The organism is Acetobacteraceae bacterium (assembly GCA_039613835.1).
Classification (GTDB): domain Bacteria; phylum Pseudomonadota; class Alphaproteobacteria; order Acetobacterales; family Acetobacteraceae; genus Sorlinia.
Map to the genome: position 1 here is coordinate 1771078 of CP154827.1, position 25395 is coordinate 1796472.

At 57.8% G+C, this 25395-nt stretch carries 26 protein-coding genes and 2 pseudogenes; 10 read left to right on the forward strand and 18 right to left on the reverse strand.

The genetic code is table 11. The annotated features are described in order from the left end of the window. Window positions 1–13: 13 nt before the first annotated feature. Window positions 14–565, reverse strand: a complete 552-nt coding sequence (locus AAYR33_09825) for a hypothetical protein (protein ID XAO71239.1) — start codon at window positions 563–565, stop codon at window positions 14–16. Between the two features lie 283 nt (window positions 566–848). Between AAYR33_09825 and AAYR33_09830 the strand changes: the two genes are divergently transcribed. Beyond that, on the forward strand, window positions 849–1364 hold the full coding sequence (locus AAYR33_09830) for a hypothetical protein (protein ID XAO71240.1): 516 nt from the start codon (window positions 849–851) through the stop codon (window positions 1362–1364). Here the strand turns inward: AAYR33_09830 and AAYR33_09835 are convergent. Continuing rightward, complete coding sequence (locus AAYR33_09835) at window positions 1348–1797, reverse strand: Rrf2 family transcriptional regulator (protein XAO71241.1); 450 nt, start codon at window positions 1795–1797, stop codon at window positions 1348–1350. The two genes, AAYR33_09830 and AAYR33_09835, sit on opposite strands and share 17 nt — an antisense overlap. A 174-nt stretch (window positions 1798–1971) precedes the next feature. Here AAYR33_09835 and cysK point away from each other — a divergent pair. Beyond that, a pseudogene (gene cysK / locus AAYR33_09840) lies at window positions 1972–2916 on the forward strand (cysteine synthase A). Between the two features lie 52 nt (window positions 2917–2968). On the opposite strand, the gene AAYR33_09845 reads toward cysK, so the two are convergent. The 10 genes from AAYR33_09845 to gltX form a co-directional block, all read right to left on the reverse strand. After that, entirely contained in the window at window positions 2969–4186 is a 1218-nt protein-coding gene (locus AAYR33_09845) for an OmpA family protein (GenBank protein XAO71242.1), read from the reverse strand. A 180-nt stretch (window positions 4187–4366) separates the two neighbouring features. After that, window positions 4367–4510, reverse strand: coding sequence for a hypothetical protein (locus AAYR33_09850; GenBank protein ID XAO71243.1), 144 nt, complete (start codon window positions 4508–4510; stop codon window positions 4367–4369). A 197-nt stretch (window positions 4511–4707) separates the two neighbouring features. Further along, window positions 4708–6228: a S41 family peptidase gene (locus AAYR33_09855; protein XAO71244.1), complete on the reverse strand. Its 1521-nt coding sequence runs from the start codon at window positions 6226–6228 to the stop codon at window positions 4708–4710. A 166-nt stretch (window positions 6229–6394) separates the two neighbouring features. Continuing rightward, window positions 6395–9091, reverse strand: a complete 2697-nt coding sequence (topA, locus tag AAYR33_09860; protein ID XAO71245.1) for a type I DNA topoisomerase — start codon at window positions 9089–9091, stop codon at window positions 6395–6397. 29 nt (window positions 9092–9120) lie between these two features. Continuing rightward, on the reverse strand, window positions 9121–9504 hold the full coding sequence (locus tag AAYR33_09865; protein XAO71246.1) for a hypothetical protein: 384 nt from the start codon (window positions 9502–9504) through the stop codon (window positions 9121–9123). Beyond that, window positions 9485–10258 carry a DNA-processing protein DprA gene (locus AAYR33_09870; protein XAO71247.1) on the reverse strand — a complete coding sequence of 258 codons (774 nt, stop codon included), beginning with the start codon at window positions 10256–10258 and terminating at the stop codon, window positions 9485–9487. The genes AAYR33_09865 and AAYR33_09870 overlap by 20 nt, the downstream gene beginning before the upstream one ends. Window positions 10259–10307: 49 nt before the next feature. Then, window positions 10308–10949 (reverse strand): glycerol-3-phosphate 1-O-acyltransferase PlsY, encoded by a 642-nt coding sequence (gene plsY / locus AAYR33_09875; protein XAO71248.1) that lies wholly within the window; start codon window positions 10947–10949, stop codon window positions 10308–10310. After that, window positions 10939–12240 (reverse strand): dihydroorotase, encoded by a 1302-nt coding sequence (locus AAYR33_09880; protein ID XAO71249.1) that lies wholly within the window; start codon window positions 12238–12240, stop codon window positions 10939–10941. Before AAYR33_09880 ends, plsY begins: the two co-directional genes overlap by 11 nt. Next, the gene (locus tag AAYR33_09885) at window positions 12237–13175 is read right to left on the reverse strand and encodes an aspartate carbamoyltransferase catalytic subunit (GenBank protein ID XAO71250.1); all 939 of its coding nucleotides are present in this window, start codon (window positions 13173–13175) and stop codon (window positions 12237–12239) included. The genes AAYR33_09880 and AAYR33_09885 overlap by 4 nt, the downstream gene beginning before the upstream one ends. Beyond that, entirely contained in the window at window positions 13168–14574 is a 1407-nt protein-coding gene (gene gltX / locus AAYR33_09890; GenBank protein ID XAO71251.1) for a glutamate--tRNA ligase, read from the reverse strand. The genes AAYR33_09885 and gltX overlap by 8 nt, the downstream gene beginning before the upstream one ends. 710 nt (window positions 14575–15284) lie before the next feature. On the opposite strand from gltX, the gene AAYR33_09895 reads away from it, so the two are divergent. From AAYR33_09895 to AAYR33_09910, 4 genes are read left to right on the forward strand one after another with little or no spacing between them, the layout of a single operon-like run. Then, on the forward strand, window positions 15285–15419 hold the full coding sequence (locus tag AAYR33_09895) for a hypothetical protein (protein ID XAO71252.1): 135 nt from the start codon (window positions 15285–15287) through the stop codon (window positions 15417–15419). Beyond that, entirely contained in the window at window positions 15416–15697 is a 282-nt protein-coding gene (locus AAYR33_09900) for a hypothetical protein (protein ID XAO71253.1), read from the forward strand. The genes AAYR33_09895 and AAYR33_09900 overlap by 4 nt, the downstream gene beginning before the upstream one ends. Further along, window positions 15663–16124 (forward strand): ComEC/Rec2 family competence protein, encoded by a 462-nt coding sequence (locus tag AAYR33_09905; protein XAO71254.1) that lies wholly within the window; start codon window positions 15663–15665, stop codon window positions 16122–16124. Before AAYR33_09900 ends, AAYR33_09905 begins: the two co-directional genes overlap by 35 nt. 16 nt (window positions 16125–16140) lie before the next feature. Further along, window positions 16141–17055: a ComEC/Rec2 family competence protein gene (locus tag AAYR33_09910; protein XAO71255.1), complete on the forward strand. Its 915-nt coding sequence runs from the start codon at window positions 16141–16143 to the stop codon at window positions 17053–17055. 61 nt (window positions 17056–17116) lie between these two features. Here the strand turns inward: AAYR33_09910 and AAYR33_09915 are convergent, their stop codons facing one another. Beyond that, window positions 17117–18172 carry a cation:proton antiporter gene (locus AAYR33_09915; GenBank protein ID XAO71256.1) on the reverse strand — a complete coding sequence of 352 codons (1056 nt, stop codon included), beginning with the start codon at window positions 18170–18172 and terminating at the stop codon, window positions 17117–17119. Between the two features lie 118 nt (window positions 18173–18290). Then, entirely contained in the window at window positions 18291–18974 is a 684-nt protein-coding gene (nth, locus tag AAYR33_09920; protein XAO71257.1) for an endonuclease III, read from the reverse strand. Between the two features lie 154 nt (window positions 18975–19128). Here nth and AAYR33_09925 point away from each other — a divergent pair, with 154 nt between their 5' ends. Then, entirely contained in the window at window positions 19129–20949 is a 1821-nt protein-coding gene (locus AAYR33_09925) for an ABC transporter ATP-binding protein (GenBank protein XAO71258.1), read from the forward strand. Between the two features lie 21 nt (window positions 20950–20970). Next, the gene (locus tag AAYR33_09930; GenBank protein ID XAO71259.1) at window positions 20971–21606 is read left to right on the forward strand and encodes a LysE family translocator; all 636 of its coding nucleotides are present in this window, start codon (window positions 20971–20973) and stop codon (window positions 21604–21606) included. Here AAYR33_09930 and AAYR33_09935 read toward each other — a convergent pair whose 3' ends face one another. Genes AAYR33_09935 through rph form a run of 4 tightly spaced genes read right to left on the reverse strand, consistent with a single transcriptional unit; the run spans window position 21607 to window position 23732 of the window. Then, window positions 21607–21792 (reverse strand): hypothetical protein, encoded by a 186-nt coding sequence (locus AAYR33_09935; protein ID XAO71260.1) that lies wholly within the window; start codon window positions 21790–21792, stop codon window positions 21607–21609. It abuts the gene before it with no gap. Beyond that, complete coding sequence (locus AAYR33_09940; GenBank protein XAO71261.1) at window positions 21765–22364, reverse strand: hypothetical protein; 600 nt, start codon at window positions 22362–22364, stop codon at window positions 21765–21767. Before AAYR33_09940 ends, AAYR33_09935 begins: the two co-directional genes overlap by 28 nt. 22 nt (window positions 22365–22386) lie before the next feature. Continuing rightward, on the reverse strand, window positions 22387–22998 hold the full coding sequence (rdgB, locus tag AAYR33_09945) for an RdgB/HAM1 family non-canonical purine NTP pyrophosphatase (protein ID XAO71262.1): 612 nt from the start codon (window positions 22996–22998) through the stop codon (window positions 22387–22389). After that, entirely contained in the window at window positions 22995–23732 is a 738-nt protein-coding gene (gene rph / locus AAYR33_09950; protein ID XAO71263.1) for a ribonuclease PH, read from the reverse strand. Before rph ends, rdgB begins: the two co-directional genes overlap by 4 nt. 235 nt (window positions 23733–23967) lie before the next feature. On the opposite strand from rph, the pseudogene hrcA reads away from it, so the two are divergent. Beyond that, a pseudogene (gene hrcA, locus AAYR33_09955) lies at window positions 23968–24991 on the forward strand (heat-inducible transcriptional repressor HrcA). 122 nt (window positions 24992–25113) lie between these two features. Then, window positions 25114–25386 (forward strand): (2Fe-2S)-binding protein, encoded by a 273-nt coding sequence (locus AAYR33_09960; GenBank protein XAO71264.1) that lies wholly within the window; start codon window positions 25114–25116, stop codon window positions 25384–25386. Window positions 25387–25395: the final 9 nt, after the last annotated feature.

Consider the following 25395-nt stretch of genomic DNA (forward strand, 5'->3'; position numbering starts at 1 on the left):
CGTCACCATCATGTCAATGTTTCGCGCTGCGTCTGCGACGATGCTGCTGCGCGCGGGTTGTCGTGTTACGCGGGCCGCTGCATGACTCAAAAGATTCCGGCTGGGCGATGTCTTTACCTTCCGCATAGTGCGAGAGATCCTCTCCATCCTTGAGGGCGTCGATCTCATCAAACATCTGCATACGCTGTGCACAGAAAACAGTGCCAGCGTGCACGCCACCTTTGGACTGAACATTCGCGAGCTGGGTCACGTAATCATCACGCTGGCAACTGGCGGCCCGCCCGTAATTGCTCCGGAAATAGCGATCGAGACGTCCTTCCTCCTCCGTCAGTTTCGGCCTGAATTTCGTCACGAACGCATTATAGCGATCCTGCGCGCTGCATGAGAGCGCCGTCACCATCAGTTCACTTTTAAGACCCTGCACATTGAAAGCCTCATGCGTGGGCGACTCACCACAAGTGGCGGCGGCCTGCGCGACCGGAGAAATAAAGAGAAGGGCGGCGGGAAAAAGCCCGGCTAAGCCGCACGCTTGTCTGAAGATTTTGACAACGTGACGTGGCTTCATGACAACTTCTCCAGATGGAATTGTAAGGGCGCGTTCAGGCGCGAGGGACCGGGACGAATGCGGAAAGAATTACGACGGACAAGGCGCAAAATAAACCCATTTTTGCATTTGAGCGCTTGCATTGAAATGGATAGGTGGGCACATCGTCACTTCCTGGGATTATTGGAGGAGAAACGCTGGCGGCGAGCTTTCGTTTTTCCGATTATTCCTGTGCAAACGATCCGTCATATGAACGCATGGCCGACCCCACCATAGTCGGTCGTCCAAGAAGGGAGTTAAAAATTTGCTGCGTGTTAAAAAGGTTTTAGGCTTCGTCGTGATGTCTGCCGTGCTCGCGGCCTGTCATCGGCCGCTTCTGCCGGCACGTCTTATCGCACCTGACCCGTATGGCAATCTCAAAAAATCGGCTTTATGTCAGCTTACCCCGGTCAAGGCTGAGGAAGGCGGTCGTAAACTGTCAACTGAGATGACGGTAAGAAGCGATGACGGCTTCTGCACCCTCACCCTTAAAAAGCCGGAGGGCGGCAGTTACGCGTCTTTCGGCGTCGTGCCCCATCCGCAGCAGGGCAAGGTGCTGATTTATAATTATGAGGGCCAGACCTACCTGAATTATCGCGCCGACACCGCTTATGCAGGCGATGATGCTTTTACCGTCATTTTGATTCCGTCAATTGATGCGCCGCGTGTCGCCCTTGACGTCAAGGTGAACGTCCAGGCCACACCCATCGTCCCTGTGACGCCAGGCGCGGCTGCAACACCGGAGGTCAGGCGGGGCTACGGTCTTAAATTGAAAAGGTAATCGGTTCCTCAACCGGTCGACGCAGGCCGCGTTTCTCCGCGCGACGGATCAGCTCCTCCAATGAGATCTCCGCCATTTCTTTTTTCATCCGGAGGTCAAGTGTCTGCCAGCATGGGGCAATAACTTCCCGGAAAAGAGGGTTGGATGCTTCATCCATCGGTGCAGGCTCATCAAGCAGGACGGCCTGCGCGATATCATCAAGTGAGATATCGCGCTGCGCCCGTCCCGGGCGGTAGCCGCCCTTAGGGCCGCGCACGCTCTCCAGCAGGCCGCTGCGGGATAATGTCTGCAAAACGGGTTCAATCCCGCGACGTGCCAGGCCCGTGCGCTCCGCAAGCTCGACGCCGCTGACGAGGTCCGTGCGCCCCGTGTGAAAAGCGATGTCCAGCATGACGGTGACTGCCGTCATCGCTCTGTCACATCGCAGATACATTTTAAATTTCCTCCGAATGGCTGGATTATATATAACAGTTTTACATCGTATTTTAAAATAGCGTTATCGAGTCATACGCGGGAGGTTATTATGTCATCGGGTCAAGGACCGGCATCTCGGATCGCGATTAAAAATGCGGCTGAGTCCGCCTCGGGGCGCAGGCAGGGGCCTCGCATGCATGGGCAGGTTTACGGGTCAATCCTTGAGACAGTGGGGGCAACGCCTCTCGTCGCGGCGCCGCGTCTGCAACAGAAGGAAGGGCTCCACGCGCAGATCCTTCTCAAACTCGAGTTTTTCAATCCGCTCGGATCGGTCAAGGATCGGATTGGCCTGGCAATGATTGAGGACGCTGAGGCGCAGGGTCTGATCACGCCCGGGCGCACGGTGCTGATTGAGCCGACCTCCGGCAATACGGGTATATCGCTTGCCCTTGTGACGGCGGCGCGGGGTTACCGGTTGATTGTCACCATGCCGGAAAGCGCTTCCACGGAACGTCGGAAGATGATGCGTCTCCTGAACGCGCATCTGGAATTAACGCCCTCATCCCGCGGCATGGCCGGCGCGATAGACCGTGCACGTGAGCTTGTGGCTTCACTGCCAGATGCCTGAATGCCCAGGCAGTTTGACAACCCGTCCAGCCCCGATATCCACGCCCGTGGCACGGCAGAAGAAATTTGGGCCGACACGCAGGGCCAGGTGGATATGGTTGTCGCAGGTCTCGGAACGGGTGGCGCCTTGACCGGTATCGCACGCACTCTAAGCGCGCGAAAACCCGGGATGACGTTTTGGGGCGCCGAACCCTCCGAAAGCGCCGTTCTCCATGGTGATCGGCCCGGTCCGCACGATATTCAGGGGATTGGGCCTGGTTTTTGCCCGCATATACTCGACACGTGCCTCCTGACCAGGGTTAAAACCGTTTCGGAGCGGGAGGCCATTGCGGCGGCGCGTCTATGCGCGCGGGTGGAAGGCATTCCGATCGGGATTTCATCCGGTGCAGTCCTCTCCGCCGCGTTGGAGCTCGCACGGGCGCCGGAAAATAAAGGGAAGGTCATCGTCACGATGATCCCCTCATTTGCAGAGCGATATCTCTCGACGTCGCTCTTCACCGACCTCGTTTAATTGACCCGCCCGCGATGGAGCGGGCGCGCCTGCCAATCCTTACGCCTTATGTTCAGTCAAGGATGATGACGACGCGACGATTTTGCGGTTCACGCGTGTTCAGCTTCGTGCGCACGAGAGGGTCCGCGTCCCCGAAACCGGGGGTTTCGATCGTGCGCTCAGCCACACCATCGCGGATCAACTCAGATTTGACCGCACGCGCCCGGCGGAGGGGGAGCTGCATATTATAGGCCTTGCCCCGCGCGCCCGGGTGGCCTGCACTATTATCCGTATAGCCATTGACCTTGATACGCGTCTCTCCAACATTTGAGGCATTCTGGGCGGCAGCTTCGATAACCGCGCGCGCCCGGTTTGAGAGATCGGCTTTGTCCCAATCGAAAAAGACAAGATAGGTGCGTGCCGGGGCAGGGCCGGGTGCCTGAATTGGCGTATCCACGTGCGGCGCGGGCGGTGGCGGCGGGTTGAACTCATAACGCAACCCCAGCATGGCGGAATGATTGAAATAAGTCGTGGTTGAGCGATTTCCCTCCGCTACGGCGCCCGGCATGTAGCCAGCATCTGTCAGCACGCCATTTGCGCGGCCATGGTGGCTTTGCGGCCCCAGCATCGTCATGAAACGATATTCAGTTGTGAGAGACAGGCCCGGCGCGTGCGGGACCGAGAAGGCGAGGCCAAAAATAGCCTGATAGGCAAAATTGCCGAATGTGCCGCCAACATGCTGGTTATAACCCAGTGACGGGATGGCGATATTGAAGTCGCTTCTCTGCCACGCATAACCAATACCCGCGCCGAAATAAGGGAAGATCCAATTTTTCCCCAGATCCATGTCAAATAATGCATTGGCCATGGCGCCATAAACTTTCTGACCGCCATTTGTGACCGGGGAACCATGGTTGCTGCGATAATAGCCGAGATTGCTGTCCCGGTAATTGCCTTCAACTTCAACGCGGAACCCATTGCCGAAGCCCCAACCGACCGAGCCCAGCTCTGCCGCGCCGACATCATATTTATCGCGTCCGACCGGAAAACTGGGAGAACTGCGATTGACCTGATCCTGATTGAAAGTCGCCCCGCCCTCACCGTTTATATAAAGTCCGGTCACAGGTTGGGCTTTCGCAACGCAGATGGTTCCGATGGAAAAAATCAGGCCGAGCGCGAAACCTGCCAGGCGATGGCGACGGGGCATGTAAGCGCGTTTCCCGTAGGTGCGCGACAGAAATTTAACGGCGCATGACCCGTTTAGCTTATCGTGTCGGGTCCAGGTTGCCATCGCATGTTCTCCGTGCTCGGTGATCACCTCGGCCTGTGGGGGATCATTGTTGTGTTAAAAGACGCAGCGCGCCCAAGAGTTCGCATCATGGTGAAGGGCCACGAACCCTGTATCATGATCCGGATTAAAGGAAACTTTTCCCGCCATGCAGCGGGAATCAGCCTTGTCCTCCGCCATATGTCAGTCGGATGATCCATGCCGGGTTGTCAGCTCTTTTTCAATCGGGTCAGAAACAACAGAGGTTTCAAGCTCCAATATCCAGAGACCCGGATCATATTTCTCCTGACGGATGAAGAACGAGTCAAGATCACCCTGACTCGCCATGGGCAGTCGCTCCCAACCATCTGAGAGTGCGAGTTACCTCAATACCGCAATGTTTCGGTTTCTGTCGATCAATATGGTGTACGGCGTGCCGGCATCAATATCACCTTTTTTGACAATTGTTGCGATATTGCCGCACTGCGTCTGCTGTCGTATCAGGGTGCGAATCCAGAATTCTGTTTTTAATCTCATGTGATCGATCAGGGAAGCTGAGTATTCGGCGCGTCAATATCGGGTATCGCCCGCAACGCTGCTTTATAAAGGAGGGGATGCGTGACAATGGATCTGGCAATATCCAGATCGGCATCCGTCCCTAAGGCCGCGGGGCATTGACGCCGGATTTCAAGGATACGTGGCACAGGGACAGGGTAGCGTAAATCCCGTGAAACGCGGATGAGACTTTCATTCAGCAAGTGGCCGGTTTGAAGAGCCGATAATTGCTCCTGCAAATAGGCGCTGCCACGCGAGGTGCAGATTTGGGGGATGATGCCTACGCCCTGAAGGGGCCAACCTAAAGGGGTGAGCACGCGGCTCCACGTCACGAAGATTTCACCCTTATTTGGCATCTGCCCAACGGCCTGCACCAGCCCTTTACCCAAAGTGGCGCTGCCAACCACCACGGCGCGCCGATGGTCAGCCAGCGCAGCGGCAAGGATTTCCGCCGCGCTGGCCGTGCGTCCATCGACGAGGATGGCGATCGGCAGATTTTGCGTCATATCGCCGCCCTGCACGGTCCAGATGTGATTGGCCTGCGGGTCCCGGCCTTTTGTGACCACGGCAATGCCATGATTCAGGACCAGCGCAACCGCTGTCACGGCCTGTTGAAGGACGCCGCCGCGATCTCCCCGCAAGTCCAGAATGAGGGCTCTGATTTTATCTTCCATCAGGGCCTGATCAAGATATTGGCTGAGCTCCTCCGCTGTATCGGAAGAGAATGCCGTAATCCGGAAAATCGCTACCCGGTTTCGGACCTCGACATAGACGGTTTGCGGGGGGACCTGTTGAAGGCGGATTTCCTGCTCAAATGCGGCCTCACCAGGTTTACGCAGGGTGAGCCTGATGGCACGCCCGGCGGGGCCTTGCAGCATTGACGCAATCTCGTCCAGATTCTCGCCCTTCGCACGCTGCCCGTTGACGGCCAGAAGATACGTCCCCGCATCAAGCCCGGCGGACCAGGCCGGACCATTGGCGTTGATGGATGAAATAATGACCGCATCATGTGACAGGCCCAATGTCACACCAATATTGCCCTCATCCCCTAATCTCTCCCGCCGATCATCGGCGGCGGGGTCAGGCCCGACATAGCGGGAGTACGGGTCAAGATGGTTGAAGAGCTCATCAAAGAAACTCTGCATAAGCGCTTCCTGACCGGCGGCGCGCAAAGTTTTTGAGTGCGCCCAGGCCGTATTGAACGCCTTGATGGTAAACTGAACGCAGCTCGATAAATCCGCGCCATTGGGCGGGGTAAAGCTGGCGATTTTCTTCTGACCCATATCCATTCTGACAGATTGCGATGTCTTGCCATCACCGGGCAGAATGGTGAGGGAAATGGAAGGGTCGATGGCTATCAGGCCATCCAGTCCCCAAAAACAGAAAGTCTTGAAATCCTGTGGTTCAAGGGTACGCGGATAGATGAAGCGGAGGGCGGATTCAATGACACTGGCAACGAGGCTTTGATTGAGGGTCACAACCTCATCCGCCCTGACCTGGATCGGCGTCAAGACAAGCCATGCACAGAAAAGAGCACTGCATAAAGGCCGTGCATTTTGTGCAAAGGATGCTTTGAAGGGTTTCAGGGCAAAGGACCTTGCAGACCGAAATACAGCCAAACACTATACAGTGTAAAAAATTTTTCGTGCAATGCAAATGCGGCTTGCCGCGGGCCCTTCAGAAGCGCACAGGCCGTGGCGGCCCATCACGATGCGTCCGCCCCCCCCCCTCCGGGTTGGCTTTGGTCGCCTTGCGCTTCCGTGGCGCCGCGCTGGTTGCCGCCTTTTTCCTGGTTTTGGCCGTCGCTTTTTTGTCTGCACCTGGCTTTTTGGCGCTGGGCGCCGCTTTTTTGACGCCTTTCTTCGCAGGGGCCTTTAAAGGTTTCCCCTTTTCAGCCAGGAGGGTCACAGCCTCATCAAGCGTGACATCATCCATGTTACTGCCGCGCGGCAGGGTGGCGATGATCTGCCCATGCTGCACATACGGCCCGAACCGACCCTTGCGGACCATTACGCTTTCATCATCTTTGGGGTGTTTGCCAAGGTTGCGGATGCTGGCCAGTTTCTGGGCCAGGCAATCCACGGCACGATTGGCGCCAACCGTCAGAACATCATCATCCTTGCCAAGCGTGGCATAAATGCCGCCCATTTTTATGAAAGGGCCGAAACGTCCGAGACCCGCCTCCATCATCTCGCCGGATTCCGGGTGGGGGCCAATTTTGCGGGGCAGGGAGATGTAGCCATGGGCCTGTTCAAGGCTCAGCGTCTCGGCATCGACATTCTTTGGCAGGGCGACGCGTTTGGGCTTTTTCTTCTTATCCGCAGGGTCCGCTTCTCCCCTCTGGACGTAAAGCCCGTAAGGGCCGCGCCTGATTGTCAGTTCTTCTCCCGTCTCGGCATCCATGCCCAGATGGCGGATGCCTTCCTTCAGGCTCGGTGCCTCAGCGCCATCCTCAGCAATGAGGCGACGCGTGAACTGACAGGTCGGGTAATTGGAGCAACCGATAAAAGCCCCGAACTTTCCGAGCCGCAGCCCAAGACGCCCTGACCCGCAAGCCGTGCATTGCCGCGGATCCTCCCCATCCTCCCGAAGTGGGAAGAAGTAAGCGCCGAGATCTTCATCCAGCGCATTAATCACGTCGGCGATTTTCAGATCTTTCGTCTGATCCACGGCGTGGGAAAAATTTTTCCAGAAAGCGCGCATGACATCATGCCAGTCCGCCCGGCCATCCGAAATATCGTCAAGCTGCTCCTCCAGCTTGGCGGTGAAATCCGTATCGACATAGGTCTCGAAAAACGATGTCAGGAAAGCCGTCACCAGCCTTCCGCGATCTTCAGGGACAAATCGCCGGCTATCAAGCCGCACATAGCTGCGATCCCGCAAAACGGAGAGGATGGAGGCGTAGGTTGAAGGACGCCCAATCCCAATTTCCTCCATTTTCTTGACGAGACTGGCTTCGGAATAACGGGGGGGCGGTTGCGTGAAATGCTGCTCCGTCTGGGCGTCCTTCGTCTGGATCGGGTCGCCCTTCGTCATGGGGGGGAAAGGCCGGTTCTCATCATCCTCTGACGCGATATCGTCTCGACCCTCGCGATAAAGTCGCAGAAAGCCGTCGAAAGCGATGGTCGTCCCCGTTGCCCGCATCGTCACGTTATTCTGCCCGTCGGTCAAGGTGACGGAAACCTGATCCAACTCGGCAGAGGACATCTGGGCCGCGACAGCGCGTTTATAAATGAGCTCGTAGAGGCGGGATTGATCATGATTCAGGTGGCGCGCCACATCTTCCGGGCGACGCCGAACATCGGTCGGGCGGATCGCTTCATGCGCCTCCTGCGCATTTTTCGCCTTGCTTGAATAAACGCGCGGCTTTTCAGACTGATATTGCTTCCCGAAACTGTCGAGGATATGGCCCCGTATGGCGCTGATGGCTTCAGCCGCCATCTGGACACCATCCGTCCTCATGTAGGTAATGAGCCCGACATGCTCACCACCAATATCCACACCTTCATAAAGCTGCTGGGCGGTGCGCATGGTGATCTGCGCACTCATCCCCAGTTTGCGTGAGGCTTCCTGCTGTAATGTTGAGGTAGTGAAGGGTGGTGACGGGTTACGACGGAGCTTTTTATGTTCAACATCCGAAACGGAAAACCGACCTGCCGCGATAAGGGCGCGTGCCGCCTCAGCGGCTTCCGCATTTTCAAGGTCAAATTGTTCGAGCTTTTTGCCATGAAGATGGGTCAGACGCGCAAGAAATTCCTGCCCCGATTTCTCTTCAAAAAGCCCTTTGACACTCCAATATTCCCGCTTTTTAAAGACCTCAATTTCCGCTTCCCGCTCACAGATCAGCCGCAGGGCGACAGATTGGACGCGCCCGGCGCTGCGGCTTCCAGGGAGTTTGCGCCATAATACCGGGGACAGCGTAAATCCGACGAGGTAATCTAGCGCGCGACGTGCGAGATAAGCATCAATCAGCGGCTGATCCAGGGTGCGGGGAGTAGCCATGGCCCGCTGCACCGCCGATTTGGTGATTTCATTGAAGGTGACGCGTTGCACACTGATATTTTTAAGCAGGTTGCGCTCCGTGAGCACAGACTGAACGTGCCAGGAAATCGCTTCACCCTCACGATCCGGGTCAGTGGCGAGATAGAGCGACTTGGCGGATTTCAGGGCGCGCGCAATATCGCCCATATGCTTGGCGCCGCGGTCATCCGTCGCCCAGTCCATCGCGAAATTTTCATCCGGCCGGACGCTTCCATCTTTTGGCGGCAGGTCCCGCACATGCCCGAACGACGCCAGCACCGTGTAGCCACCGCCGAGATATTTATTGATCGTTTTCGCCTTGGCCGGGCTCTCTACCACGACTACGTCCGTCATCTTGTCTCCCGTTTCGAACGGCGCTTGCTTTAAACTTCCGGCTGCAGCATCACGATCTGACCATCCGGTAAAAATGTCGCTTCGCCATCAAGTTCCAGCGCCGAAAGAACAGATGACACGACCGAAACGGAGCATTGACTTTTATCGACGAGGTCGTCAACGGAAATTGGTGTGTTGGAAAGTAAAGATGCAATGCGACGTCGTGGGTCATTATCCGGTTGCTGTGAGGTGTCCAGCAGAGATAACTGCTTAGTATCAAAGGCTTTTCGCGTTGTTTGCGGCGGGGCGCGCCGCATGTCAACCGTGTCTGCGAGATTTCTTAAGATGTCGTCAACGGTTTCCGTCAGAATGGCACCCTGACGGATCAGATCATTACCCCCGCGGGAGCACGGATCAAGCGGAGAGCCGGGCACCCCAAAAATATCGCGGCCATAATCCAAGCGTCATTTTCGCCGTGATCAATGTCCCGGAACGGAGCCCGCCTTCCACGATAACGACGCCTTGCGACATGCCGGCAATCAAGCGGTTGCGCCGTGGAAAGTGCCGTCCCTGTGGCACAGTGCCCATAGGCGCTTCCGTTATCAGGCGGCCGCGTGCGGCGATGTCATCGCGCAGGGCCTTGTTTTCAGGCGGGTAAATCGTGTCGATCCCGCCAGCCAGTGCGGCCACCGTGCAGTCTGGATATAAAGCCGCCATATGGGCGGCGCGATCAATCCCCAAAGCGAGACCGGAGACCACGACAATACCGGCCTCCGCAAGCCCTGTCGCCAATGTTTCCGCCACGCGAAGCCCGGCTACCGAGGCATTGCGCGCGCCGACAATGGCGACGGATCGTTGGGACAGACGCGCGACATCACCCGATATTGTCACGGCCGCGGGCGCATCCGGCACAATTTTCATCAATCGTGGATAAAGGGGATCATCGAAAAACAGGATGCGCGCCTCGCATTTCTCCGTCCTGACCCATTCCGCTTCAATCTCGCCCTCCGGTGGGATGGCCAGAGCGCGGTGCCCGGCCTGGCGCAAACGCTCAGGCAGGGCTTCAATCGCGGTGGAGGCATCTGAATATTCATCAAGCAGGCGGCGAAATGTTACAGGCCCGATCCCGGCACATCGGATCAGGCGCAGACGTGCAATCTTTTCTCGTGGAGTGAGTGTCTTCGACATAAGCCCACGCAACCGACGCGCAAGGTCGGCAATATTTGTTAGAAGATGTCTAGATCTTTATCTTATCTCGCGGCGGGGCATCAATATCGATTGGTTTTTCTGTCCCCGCGACCAGCCGTTGAATGTTTCCGGCATGTCTTATCACGACAATCAGCACGACGATGAAAGTGGCGATGGGCAGAGGTGCGTGCAGAGGCTGCATACTGAGTGGTGCGATAAGGATCACGGAAGCCGCGGAAGCCGCAAGCGCCCCTGCGGAAGATATGTGAGAGAGCCGCGCGACTGCAAGCCAGATGAGGCAACACACGCTCCCGACGGGCCAACACAAAGCGATCAGCGCGCCCAGACCGGTCGCGACGCCTTTCCCCCCTCTGAATTTCAGCCAGACCGGGAAGCAGTGACCCATCATCACAGCAACGGAAGCGCAGGCAAGGCCCAGTTGAAGCGGAGAAAAATCGAGCCCGCGCAGAGCAAGAAGGGGCACGGCACCCTTGATTCCGTCGAGCAGCAATGTGAGGGCTGCGAGCCCTTTCCGGCCCGTGCGCAAGACATTGGTGGCACCGATATTCCCTGAGCCAATCTGCCTGATATCGCCTTCCCCGCCCATGCGTGTCAGGATCAACCCGAAGGGAATGCTGCCGCAGAGATAACTCAGCACAATGATGGCAAGAAAGAGAAGGTTAAGCGTCATGGCTTAGGCCCTCTCCAAAGGTTTGGCGACTATTCTTCCAGGTGCCGATGATCTTGCCCGTAACATCTCGGCCATCGAAAGGCGTATTCTGCGCGCCGCCAGCCAATGCGCCTGCCGTGATCGTCCAGCGTGCTTTGGGGTCAAACAGGCAGAGATCCGCGGGCCGGCCTTTCCTGAGTGTGCCGCCCACCACGCCCAGAAGGCGGGCCGGTGATGATGTCAGCAGTCGGATGGCCTGGAGCAGATTAAGCCGACCGGCAGCAACTTCGGACAGGGTTATCGGCAGTAACGTGACGAGACCCGTGCCGCCCGCGCGTGCCTGTGCAAAAGGCAGGCGTTTATCATCCGCATCACAGGGCGTGTGGTCGGAGGCAATGGCGTCAATCGTGCCATCTGCCAGAGCGGCGCGCACCGCGTCCCGGTCTGATGTCTCTCGCAAAGGGGGTGAGAGTTTCGCATAAGTGCGGAAACCCTCAATCTCACGTTCATCTAGATAAAAATAAGGCGGCGCCGCATCGCAGGTGATCGGGAGGCCGCGTTTGCGGGCGCCGCGTATCAGTTCGAGCCCCTCTGCGGTGGAAACATGCGCGAAATGCAGGCGTGCCCCGGTCATTTCCGCCAGACGTATATCGCGCGCCATCAGGATCGCCTCCGCTGCGGGCGGGATTTGCGGCAGGCCCAGTCGGGTGGCGCGTTCACTGGCGGTGGCGCAGCCGCCCCGGGCGAGGGACGGGTCCTCAGGATGTTGCATCACCAGCGCGTCAATGCCCTTTGCATAAGCGAGGCACTGGCGCATGCGCTTTGTATCGGCAATGGCGTGGGGGCCGTCCGTGAAGGCAATAGCGCCCGCCTCCGACAGACGGCCCAGTTCCGCCATGTCCTGGCCCAGGCACCCATGCGTTAATGCGCCGTAAGGCAGAATGGTGACGCGACCATCCTCATCACCCCGCGCTTTGAGCAAGCGTACGAGGGCGGGCTCATCAATCGCGGGGCGCGTATTGGGCAGCAACGCCATGGTTGTGACACCGCCCGCCGCCGCCGCATCGAGACTGGCGGTGAAGGTCTCACGATATTCTGCCCCTGGCTCACCCGTTGAGGCGCGCACGTCAATCAGACCAGGGCACAAAGCCGCACCGCCGCCATCAATATGCACGGCGCCCTCCGGCACGCCATCTGTCCCTGGTGGGAGGTGCCCGGCGATCAAGCCATCCTTGACGACAAGGCGACCCGGGACAGACTTCTTCGCTTCCGGATCAATGATGGCGACATTCTCGAAGATAAGCGTATTCACGGCGCATGCTCCGAACGTGCGAGGTGATCAAGCACCGCCATACGAATGGCGACACCCATTTCAACCTGCTCCTGAATGACGCTTTGCGCGGAGTCCGCGACATCTGAGGCGATTTCAACACCACGATTCATCGGGCCGGGATGCATGACGAGGGCATTTTCCTTCGCGAGACGCAGGCGCCGACGGTCCAGCCCATAAAAGCGGAAATATTCACGCATACTGGGCACGAGCCCGGATTCCATGCGCTCTTTCTGCATCCGCAGCATCATGACGACGTGGGCACCCCGGACGCCCTCATCCATGTCATGAACGACCGTGACATTGCCCAATTCTTCCATAACCGAGGGGACGAGGGTTGGTGGGCCAACGAGGCGGATCTGGCTGCCCATAGTGGTCAGAAGATGGATGTTGGAGCGCGCCACACGGCTGTGGCCAACATCGCCGCAGATCGCGACAGTCAGGCCGTCCAGCCTGTTGAGGTGACGTTTGATCGTCAACGCATCAAGCAGCGCCTGGGTCGGGTGTTCATGCATGCCGTCCCCTGCATTGACGACGTGTGCATCGACTTTCTGGGCCAGTAAAGCGGGTGCGCCGGACTGGCCGTGACGCACCACCAGCAAATCACAACGCATGGCATTCAGCGTCGCGGCTGTGTCGAGAAGCGTCTCACCCTTATTAACGGACGATGTGGCGACCGTCATATTAATGACATCGGCCCCCAGCCGCTTGCCTGCCAACTCAAAACTGGTGCGGGTGCGGGTGCTGTCCTCGAAGAACAGATTGACAACCGTGCGCCCCCTCAAAGCTTCACGCGGGGATGAACGTGACCGGCTGAGCAGAACGTAATTTTCAGCGAGGTCGAGATAGAGAAGGATGTCCTTTTTGGACATGCCTGCAATCCCCAGAAGATGAAGCCGTGAGGAAAGCTCAGCCATGGCCCGTCGCGGCTCCGATCCGTGCCAGCACATCGTCGCGCCCGAGCGCCGCCAATGTCGCGTCAATGCCGGGTGACACCAAACTCCCGGTCATCGCTGCGCGCAGAGGTTGCGCGACCTGGCCGAGTTTGAGGCCCGTCTCCTCTGCAAAGGCGCGGAGGGCCGCATCGATCGAGGAGGCGTCAAAGGGGGATAGCGGGGCGAGCTTGTCAGCAATACGGCGCAAAACGGCCTGCGTCGGCGCGTCGAGAAGTTTTTCCGCCTTGGCATCAAAAGTCAAAGGCGGCTTTTTACCGAGGAAGGCCGCGCTCTCAGCAAGGTCCGTCAGGAGTTTGGCGCGTGCTTGCAAACCGGGCATGAGCTTCAACACGCGTTCTCGGAAAAGGTTATCAACAATGACGTCGCGCCTGTCAGCAAGGCGCGCGGCGACGTCCTCCGTCAGACGCGCGGGGTCAGCCTCTCTGAGATAGACGCCATTGAGATGGGCGAGTTTGGTGTAATCCATCCGAGAAGGCGCGCGCCCGACGCCATCAAGGTCAAAAAGGGCGATCTGCTCCTCCCGTGAGAGGATCTCCGCATCGTCATGGCCCCAGCCGAGGCGGAGGAGATAATTGCACAAAGCTTCCGGCAGATAACCGGCCTCACGGAAATCAACAACGGATTGCGCGCCGTGCCTTTTGGATAATTTCGCCCCGTCCGGCCCGTGGATCAGCGGAAGATGCGCAAATTGCGGGAGCGCCCAACCCATGGCACGATAAATCATGGCCTGACGAAATGTGTTCGTCAGATGGTCATCGCCGCGAATGACATGGGTGATTTCCATATCATGATCGTCACAAACCACGGCATGCAAATAAGTGGGTGAGCCGTCCGAGCGTAGAATGATGAGGTCATCCATCTCGGCATTGGCGACACGCACTGTACCCTGAACGAGATCTTCAATGACGGTTTCACCCTCTTTCGGCGCTTTGAGCCGCACGGAAAAAGGCGCGCCCGACGGGGCTTTAGAGGGGTCACGGTCACGCCAGAAGCCGTTATATCGCGGCGGGAGGCCCTGCGCGACCGCCTGCTCACGCATTAATTTCAGCTCATTAGGTGTGCAGAAACATTTATAGGCGAGGCCGCGCGCCAGAAATTCCTGAGCGACTTCCGTATGACGCTGCTGGCGCGTGGATTGAAAAACGGGCGCTGCATCCGGTTTAAGGCCCAACCAGTCCAAACCGTCCAGAATGACATCGACCGCTTTCTGCGTCGAACGTTCCCGGTCCGTATCTTCGATACGAAGGAGGAATTCACCTTTGTGATGGCGGGCAAAAAGATAATTGAAAAGGGCAGCTCGAGCATTGCCAATATGCAGCAATCCCGTCGGAGAAGGGGCAAATCGAGTGCGAACGATCATATCACGCCTCATAGCATGTCTCCGGAAAGGAGACTATTGACTTAATAAAGAGTGCTCGCGTGTTTTGGTTGGCAGGCGACGGATCTGAACCCTCGGGTTTGCGTGAACTGGCGATTCATGTTGGCGCGGGCGCGGCTGCTTCAGCAATCCGTGCCCCGGCAATGGATGTAAAGCGCTGTGGCAGCGCTTGGACGGGCCGGATAAATGACGCCTGTCATTTTCCCTCCCAAGGGATCAAGTGCCATATTCTGCATTGGCGGTGGGGATGGTTCAGGCCTTCACAAAAGCCACCCGCGATGAGGAAGATAATCGGGGAGCGACGTTATCTCATCGAGTCCCATTCCACATCACAACGGTCGACGCATCTTAAAGGGCTTTGCTGCCCATATTCTGGGAAAGGTCGAACGCATTTTGGCCGAATCCTGGCGGCGTCTCCTCGCCTGGATGCCGCTTTTAGGGTGTGTCGGCGTCGCCATTTATTTTTCTGCCGCGACACGAGCCGGGTCTCGTTTTTTCCATGGCCTTTCTGGCCGCTGGCCTCCTGATCACCGTCCTGAAATGGCACGCCTGTGTTTTTCGATGTGCGGGCCTTGCCATGATCCTCATTGCCGGGGTTTCCTCGCGGCACGATGGGACGCGCATTCCCGACCGGCTATGCCTTATCTTCCGCGCCATGCTGTTGAAATCTCGGGTCGCATCTGCGAACCGTTATGACCCCGCGGGAAGAGGGGCAGGAACCAACGCGGCGCGTCCGCCTCTATCATGTTCTTTTGCATGACTGGTTGAATGCGGGCATGGCACCCATGGTCGCGATCTGCTCATTCGCCTCAAGCCTCAGGACGTGACGCCGCTCTCGTCAGGGCAGATGGTGCGCGTGCGCGCCATGCTCCGCCCGCCGCCCTGGCCTGTTTGTCCCGGTGCACGCGATATGCAGCGTGAGGCCTGGTTTTCAGGAGAGGCGGGTCGTGGCTACGCGCTCGGACTCGTGCAGCCGATGGTGGCAAAGCGCGCGTTCCTCAATCGAGAGGGCATGGTGTCACTGAGGGAGAAAGTCGCGCGCCGCATCGCGCAGCATCTGTTGGGGCAAGGTGGGGGCGATTGCCCAAACCATCCTCTGCGGTAAGACGGGCGGGCTCAGCAGACACGCACGCGATATTTACGCGGCTTCCTCGGGCCTCGCCCATTTGCTGGCGGTGGCGGGTTTGCGTCTGGGCTTTGTTATGGGATTCACGCTGTTTCTGCTCCGTCATGCATTGGTGCTCTGGCCACGCGCGGCGCTTAACTGGCCGTGCCGTGAGATAGCCTTCGGCGCGGCGTGGATGATGGGTGCTTGTTACGTTACCCTGACAGGCGCACATCTTCCCGCTTTGCGCAGTTTTGGCATGGCGACACTCGTCGTTCTGGCACTTATGACGGGGCGGCAGGCGCTTTCCCTGCGCTCCTGGGCTCTCGTGGCTATGACTTTGCTGATCGCGCGCCCCTCTGTCGCGCTGGATGTGTCGTTTCAGATGTCTTTCGAAGCCGTATTGGCCCTTGATCACCGGCTATGAAAAATTGTGGCCCTTGATGCGGCGGCTGCACCATCGACGGGATGTTCTGGCGAAGATGCGGACGCATCTTGTCATGCTCACCGCGACCAGTTTCTTCGCGGGGTTAGCGACGCTGCCCATCGTGGCGGCGCATTTCAATGTTGTGCAGCCCTGGTTCATCCTCGCGAATATCGTGGCGGTGCCGATTGCGGCGATTTTCATCATGCCCATGAGAGTGATGGCGCTTCTCGCCATGCCGTTTCATCTGGAAGGCGGGTTTCTGCAGGTGATGCGTTATGGCATTTCATGCATCAATGCGTTGGCGGAGTGGGTCACGCATTTTCCCATTGCGCAAATTTCCATACCGCACGCGCCGGATTGGGCGATGCTGGTCTATGGCGTCAGTCTCTACTTCCTGTGTCTTGTCCGCAGCGCGTGGCGTTTGGCGGCGCTGATCGGCATCGCGGTGGTGGTGGCGTCCCCCTGGCTGGTGATGCGTCCTGACATTCTCGTATTATCCGACGCTGCTCTGATTGTGGTGCGGCGCGGTCAGGCCCTTTATCTAACGAAGCCAGGATTCATGCAGAAAGGAACGGCACAGAAATGGCTGGATGATTTCTCCCTCAAAGCGAGTGCATTTGACGATCTGCGGCATGACCCGGAGATGAATTGTGATGGTGATCTCTGCCTTCTGAACGTTGCGGGCCGGGACGTCCTGTTTCATTTCTCGGGGCCGCGTCGCGCTTCGAAGAGGACGCGTGCCGACTTTTGCGCCAGGAGCGTCATCAAAATCAATGTTGCGTCCGCGCGGCCCCTCTGTCGTGAAGCGGGGCAGATTGACCGCTTTCATGCATGGCGGGAGGGTGCCGTTGCCATTTATATGGGCGCCTCACCGCCGCGACTTGTCACGGATCGCTCATGGCGGGGCGCGCGGCTCTGTGGGTCCCTTTAAATGGTGGGCAGGGCGCCCCTAATCTGCCCCTCGCGCCGGAGGAATAAGGCGCGTGACACCTTTATCGTCGCGTTTCCGGGTAGAGGCGCCGCGCGACCGGTGCCATCGTCAACCCTTGGGTGAGAATGGAGAGCGGGATGCCGAGCAGAAGCAGCGTCGCAGAATGACGTTGCGGCAGGATCGAGAAGACCGTCAGGCCGATCAGCATAAAGAGCAGGGCGTTGAGGATCTCATCAATCAAATCCCAGAAGGCAAGCAGCATCTGGCGCGTTTCTGCATCGAGCTGCTTCTGCGCGTAACGCCCTGCAAGGCAGAACCCGGCCACCACAACAGCGATGGGACCGGACATTTCCAGCGCCTGCGCAAGGCTGAACGCGCCGGTTGCGATACTGAGCGAGACGAGCAACTGCAATTGGGGGCGTCGTGCCAGCCGCCAGCAATACGCGCCGACCGCCCCGGCCAGGCCGCCAAGCAAGGCACCACCGACAGCTTCAAGCGCGAAATACTCTGCTGCGAGACCGAAGCTGATATGGCTTTCCTGCCCCGAAATCACAGACATGGCAAGCCCGAATATCACAATGGCCACACCGTCATTCAACAGGCTTTCCCCCGCGAAGACGGCGCGGAGGGAGGCTGGCAGGCCAAACTGCCGCAACATGCCGATGACGGAAAACGGATCCGTCAGCGCGATAATGGCACCAAGCAGGAGGCACCATAAAAAAGGCAGATTGACATGCAGGATCTGCCCCCCGAGCCACATCGCCCCTGACAGGAAACCGACAGATAAAATCGTCCCGATGATGGCGAGCGCTTCGACCTGCCATTTCTTGCGGGCGATCTGCTCAACATCAACATGAAGCGCCCCGGCAAAGAGCAGGAAGGACAATGCGCCATTCAGCAGATTACCGGGCAGATCGGCGAGGGCGATGATGCGACTGGGCAGGCTGTGCAGGTCAAGCTGAGGCATCATCGTGTCGGGAACACGGATGAAAATGGACAGGCATAAAGCGTAAAGCAGAATGCCAATCGTGTCCGGCAGCTTCAAAGTGCGCGCATTGACGATGCCGAGGAGTGTCGCAAGGCATAAAAGCGATGCAAAAAGACCTAGAGATGTCATTCGAAAATCAGCTCCTGTCCCCTTATCTCGATGCCGTGCATCTCTTCCAACGCATCATGGCGGCGCGTGTTGTGCGTCGCAAGGGGTGGGCGCGTCTCGCAGGCCATGTCAGGGCGGATCAATCCGGATTGGCGGCGACAGCACTTTTATCATCGGGTAGCGGATCGGCATTCCGGCCTTTCAGGGGAAATTGGCAGGGCGTAAAGGCCGGGCATGTGCTGCAGAGAGGGTGGCGCGCCCTGCACGTATAGCGCCCGTGCAGAATCAGCCAGTGATGGGCCGGGCGCAGCATGTCGGGCGGGATGACGCGCCGCAGGCCGTCTTCCACCTGTCGGGGTGTTTTGCCCGGCGCCAGGCCGGTACGATTGCCGATACGGAAAATATGGGTGTCGACCGCCATGGCATCCTCTCCAAAAATCACACTGAGGACGACATTCGCGGTTTTGCGCCCCACCCCGGCAAGTGCTTCAAGCTCTTTCCGGTTGGATGGGACGGCGCCATTATGAAGGGTACAGAGCTGATGGCAAAGTTTATTTAAGTTTCGGGCCTTTGAACGCCAGAGTCCGATACTACGTATGTGTGCGGCAATGGCTTCTTCCCCCAAAAGCGCCAGCGCAGCCGGGTCCGGCGCGGCGGCGAAGAGGGAAGACGTGACTTTATTAACGGACTTGTCTGTTGCCTGGGCAGAGAGTGCGACGGCGACGAGCAGCTCAAAAGGTGATGCGTAAACAAGTTCGCTCTCAGCGTCCGGGCGCGCATGAGCAAGCGCCGTAATGAAGCTGGACGCTTGTTTTTTTGTCATGGCGCGCGACGCGGGGGCAGCGGATAGGGTCATGGATCAGGCCTGGTTTATGTCGATATGACGGACTCGGCACGACGCTTATGCCACATGGAACCTGCCGACATGGCGGTTTCATCAGCTGTTAGGCAGGTGCGTCAAAGGATGCAATTATTTTATGACAGAGTTTGAAACACCTCATCGGTCGCAGCGGATCGGATATGGCAGAACGCTGCACTTCGTCATCACAAGATGGCTGCGGGAGCCGCGTGCCCTGTCGCGAACCCTGATGGGCGTAGCTGTTGCGACGGCCTGCGATGTCGTGATGCCGGTCGTGGCAGGGTGGCTGATCAGCGCCATCGCGCCTATAGGCCATTCCGTAAGTGCGGACCGTGCCGCATCCCTCCATGCGGCGATCTGGGCGGTCAGCGCGATGGCGATATTGGGCCTCCTCTCCGTCATCGGGCGCCGCTCCATGTATGTCGGCATTACCAAATTATCCACGCGGGTGATGCGGTCCGTCCTTGTTGAAGGGTTTGACCGCGTCCAGCATTTCTCAACCGATTGGCACGCCAATACTTTTGCGGGTTCAACCGTCCGGCGTCTGACGCGCGGCATGTGGGCATTGGACACGGTTGATGATGTTCTGCTTCTGGCGCTGCTGCCGCAAATTCTCGTCCTTGGCGGTACAGCGGGGGTGCTGACATTTCGTGATCCGCTGATGGGTGCCATTCTCATCATATCGATCCTGTTATTTGTCGCGCTTTCCATCGCGCTGACAATTTTTTATGTGTCACCCACGTCACGCATTTCCAACCAATGGGATTCCCGGGTGGGTGCCGCGATTGCTGATGCCATCACCTGCAACGCGACCGTTAAATCTTTCGGTGCGGAAATGCGGGAGAAATTACGCCTGCATCACGTGATGGAGATGTGGCAGCAACGTACACGCAAGAGCTGGATCCGCGGGACGGATAGCGGTAATCTGCAGGCTCTGGCCTCGCTTTTGATGCGCCTCGCGCTGATTGCCATCGTCATCTGGCGGTGGTGGGAGGGGCGCGCGGATGCCGGGCGGGTCGCTTATGTGCTGACGATGGTCTTCCTCATCCAAGGTTACTTGCGTGACCTCGGTAACCAGGTGTCGCAGCTCCAACGTGGCGTCAATGAGATGGAAGAGATGGTCGCGATTTTTGACCATGAAACAGATGTCGCGGACTCAGCGCATGCGAAAGACATCGCCATCCATCGCGGAGGGATCCGTTTTGACAAGGTGACATTTGTTTATCCGGGCACAACACGTTCACTCTTCACTGATTTTTCCGTATCGATCGAAGGGGGGACAAGCGTGGCGCTGGTGGGGCGAAGTGGCTCCGGCAAGTCCAGTTTCGTCAAACTGCTGCAACGGCTTTATGACCCGCAGGCAGGCAGCATCTCCATTGATGGCACGGACCTGCGTGATTTCAGCCTTTCCTCCCTACGCGGTCAGATCGCCATCGTACCGCAGGACCCCGCATTATTTCATCGCTCCTTGGCGGAAAATATCGCTTACGCGAATCCGACCGCCTCCCAGGCTGATATTGAACGCGCGGCGAAGCAGGCCAATGCGCATGATTTTATTGCTCATCTCCCCGAGGGATATAAAACATTGGTCGGTGAGCGCGGCGTTAAACTCTCCGGCGGGGAACGTCAGCGTGTTGCCATTGCCCGGGCCTTTCTCGCAGATGCACCTATCGTGATTTTTGATGAGGCCACCTCAAGCCTTGACTCTCAATCCGAACTTCTTGTCAACGAAGCCATGGATCGCCTCATGTTGGGGCGGACGGTGATCGTCATCGCCCATCGCCTGTCAACCGTGCGCTCCCTTGACCGCATCATTGTTTTTCAGCAGGGTCGCATCGTTGAGGACGGGTCACATGACGCCCTTCTTAACCTGCCGGAAGGTGTCTATAATCACCTCTACCGCATTCAGGCGCATGAGGGGCACGCGGATCAGATTTAAAATAAGAGGCAGGGACAAAATTTGATCGACGCCCATATCTGGCTGCTTTTCTGCGGGACGGTTTTTGGCCTTTTCGGTATCCCCGGGCCGAATATGCTTCAGACACTGACGATCTCCGTCCATGAAGGTTTTCGTCAGAGCCTGGCATCGTCGCTCGGCTGTCTGGCGGCTTCCCTGCTGGTCAACACAATATCCGCAGCGGGGCTTGGCGCTTTTATGCATGCGGAGCCGCGATGGTTTGACGTTATCAAATATTGTGGCGGGGCCTATCTGTTTTACCTCGGTGCGTCGGCAATCTATCACTGGCGGCGCACAAGTTTCACGCCTGAACCGACATTGCAGGAAAAGCGCCTGCGTGGCACGCGCCTCAATATGCGGCGGGGCTTCCTGATCGGGATCAGCAACCCCAAACTGATTCTCTTCTCCGTCGCGTTTTTCCCGCAATTTATCGACTGGCACCGCGATGCCGTGCCGCAATTCGTTATTCTGTTCACGACATTCATGATCGGGGAGGCGATGTGGCTGGTGGCTTATGCGGTTGGCGGCGCACGTCTCTCGGCCCTCCTGGCGCGGCCGCGCGTCAGTTACGCCTTTAATATCGCGTCAGGCCTGATTTTTATCGCGTTCAGTGTTGCCGTGATCGGCACACGTTTTTAATCAGCTACGGATCGTCAGGGAGAGAAGTTCAGCGCTTTCCGGAGCGTACTCTTCGTTAACATCATTATCCGACTCGATCCCCGTCTCAAAAAAGAGTTGCTGCCCCGATTTAAATGATGAAAGCGGAATGACATTTGGCGTGCCATTAACCCGGACGTTCAGCGCGCCTCCCGGGCGGGCATCCATGATGATATGCGCTCCTCGACCCTGCGCCAACGTCCCCACGATAATCGTTTCGCATTTTTTTTGCGCGTCAGGCAATGACGCAGACGGATCGTATCCCCTTGCACGAAGAGCGCCAGCGGCGTGAGTGTCGCATCCGCGCGGAAGCGGGCAATATCGAGATTGACGCGGTCAGGCGCCTTCCCGACCAGGAGCCGCGCCTCCATATGAAAAGACTGCGCGGAAAGAAGAATGGGCTTATTCAGTCGCAACATTGCTGCGGGTTTGACGCGCCGCCATGGCTCAGGGTGACGCATCATGCTGGCGAGATGAAACCCGGACATCGTCCGTGCAAACCAATTGCTATGATAGCCGCGTGCGAGCGCATCCCCAGTGATGATGTCGGTGCGATAGGCGTGATCAATCACCAGGGGAAAGGGGCGTAGATCCGTCAGCGTGTAAGTTGCTTCACCCGTCGAGGCCAACACCATGTCATGCTGCGATGGTAGAGTGGCCGCCCCGGCACGTGCGCAAAGGATCGCCGTTAAACCCAGGATGGCGCCGATATGTGATGATAATGCCAGTCGTCGGCGCATGGGGCGTTCCTTTCCCTGAAATTTACGCGTCACACGCAACATAAATATCCATTAATTGCCGTAACGCCCGCCCGCGATGGCTGATGGCGTTTTTCTCAGCATCTGTCATTTCAGCGAAGCGCCGCGTTTCACCATCAGGGATAAAAATGGGATCATAACCATGGCCATTCTCCCCTTTGGGTGGCCAGGCAACCTGACCGTCACAGCGCCCTTCGACAAAATATGTCCGCCCGTCCAGCCATGCAAGGCACAGAACCGTCACGAACACGGCACGTTTATCTGTCGCGGCGCCCATCTCATCATGGACGCGCTGCATCGCGTGATTAAAGTCCCGATGCGCCCCACCCCAGCGTGCGGAATAAATGCCGGGTTGCCCATTCAGGGAAGCGACGCAAAAGCCGGAATCATCCGCCAGGGCTGGTAAACCCGTCGCCCGCGCGGCGGCAAGGGCCTTGATACGGGCATTGCCTTCAAAACTATCTGCATCCTCATTAGGCTCGGGCAGGTCAAACGCGGCAGCCGACTTGATATCCACCCCTGAGGCCGTAAAAAGCGCCTGGAATTCAGCGAGTTTGCCTTGATTATGGCTGGCCAGAACAAGCTGATCGCCGCGTTTGATCTGCGGATTCGTCATTTGGCGCGAAAGGCGGTAAGGGCCGCGTCCTGCGCACTGAAGAGCTGTTTCGTGCCGATTTTTGCCAGGCGCAGCAGCTCAAAAAAAGCTTCCTCACTGAAAGGTGAGTCCTCTGCCGCCCCCTGTATTTCAACAATACCGCCCTGACTCGTCAGCACAAAATTTGTATCGGTCTGCGCTGAACTGTCCTCGACGTAATCAAGGTCAAGCACCGCGCCGGACGGGATCAGGCCACAAGATATGGCGGCGACCTGTGCACGAAGGGGGTTTTTGCGGAGGGCGCCCTGTTTGATCTGCTGATCCATGGCGATCGCGAGCGCGACCCATGCGCCGGTGATTGACGCGCAACGTGTGCCGCCATCGGCATTCAGCACGTCACAATCGACCGTGATGGTCATTTCTCCCAAGGCTTTCAGATCGACGCACGCGCGCAGGGCCCGCCCGATGAGGCGCTGAATCTCCTGAGTGCGGCCGGATTGCTTGCCCTTCGCGGCTTCACGGTTGCTGCGACTATGGGTCGCGCGTGGCAACATGCCATATTCCGCCGTGATCCACCCCTGGCCCTGGCCCCGCAGGAAAGGCGGCACGCGGTTTTCAACACTCGCGGCACAAAGGACCTCCGTCCCACCCATTCTGATCAGAACTGACCCTTCAGCATGACGCGCAAATCCGAGCGCAATCGAAACGGGACGCAACGCATCTGAAGCGCGACCGGAGGGGCGAGGGGTGCTCATGAATCTATCCCTGAACCTTGAAATCAACGTCCAGGGTTTTAACGGGTTATGATCAACGGGGGAAGCGATGAAATGGGCAGGATGGGTACGCTTGAGAAGATGAAGTCGAGAGAAACTTTCATCACAACTCTGAGAATAAGGCCGTAAAACCTTCTCATCGCATGTTTGCGCGTTTGCGCATCTAGGTGAAGGCGCGAAGCTGCGGTAACATGGGTGCACGGAGATTCAGAAAGCGATGATGGCACGGACCGATTATCTGACGCGTATGGACGGGCGTTCAGCGCAGGTGTTGAAGGAAATTGTCGAGCAATATTTGCAATCGTGATCCGGTCGGATCACGCACCCTGTCTCAGAAACTGACGCCATCCCTTTCACCGGCGACGATCCGGAATGTTATGGCGGAATTGACGCGGGCCGAGCTGCTGTTCAGCCCCCATATTTCCGCGGGACGCGTCCCGACCGAAAAAGGCGTCAAGTTTTTCGTTGATGGTCTGCTCGAATTCGGGCGTCTGACGGAGAATGAGCAGCGTATCATCGCCGCCCGCTTATCCCTCGAAGGGCGGTCCTATAATGATCTGATGGCGGATGCTTCTTCCCTTCTCGCGGGATTATCCAAGGCGGCGGCCGTGGTGCTGGCACCCAAAAATGACCTGGCCATACGACATATTGAATTCGTGGCTTATGGGCCGTCGCGTGTCCTTGTCATTCTTGTCGGCATCGCATCGTTGAAACCCCGCCGGACATCCCCGCGTCAGCCCTCTCGGAAGCCAGTAAATACCTCAATGCTCGGCTCGGAGATGTGACGATCAGTGGTTTGCGTCAGCGCGTCAAAAATGAAATGCAGGAATGCCGGCAGGAGCTTGACCAGCTTGCCGCTCAAGTGATTGAAGCTGGGCTGGCTTACTGGGATGAGGGGCATGGCACGCTTCATCTGCGGGCAGGCGACCCTCCTTGATGACATTAATGAGATGGCGCACCTGTCATCCATTCGGCGTTTGTTCGAAACGCTTGAAACGCAGGAGATGATGTTGAAACTCCTGCATTCTGCCCAGGATTCTGACGGGGTACGCATTTATGTCGGCGCGGAAAGTGAACTTTTTGACCTTTCCGGCGTGTCCATGGTCGTCGCATCGGCGCGCAGCAAAAATAACCGTATTGTCGGGGCGATCGGCGTCATCGGGCCGACCCGGCTTAATTACGGGCGTGTGGTGCCTGTCGTCGATTATACAACGAAAATTCTCGGCCGCATTCTTGGCTAATGCGCAGGTGCGCGTGCTTTGACTGGAGGCAGGTTACGAAACTTTCATCCCGAACTTTCTTCCATGAGTTGCAATTTATTCTCATTGGCGTTATAATTGCCGCATGAAAGAGGAAAAATCGGATGATTATCTGCTCCTGTAACGTGCTGACAGATTATGACGTTGCTGAAGCCGCGCGAGAGGGTGCGACACGTGCGCGTGACGTCTACGCGGTGCGCGGCTGCAAGCCGCAATGCGGCGCGTGTATCCTGGTCATGCAGGATGTTCTGCGTGAATTGGCGGAGGCGGGCGCGTGTCAAATCGAGGGCCAGCCTTATCGAGCACGCCAACCCGCGCGCGTGACACACGAGGGTTGCGGGCATTGCCTGACCCTGTCGGAAAATCAGCTGACCTGAGCCGAGTCG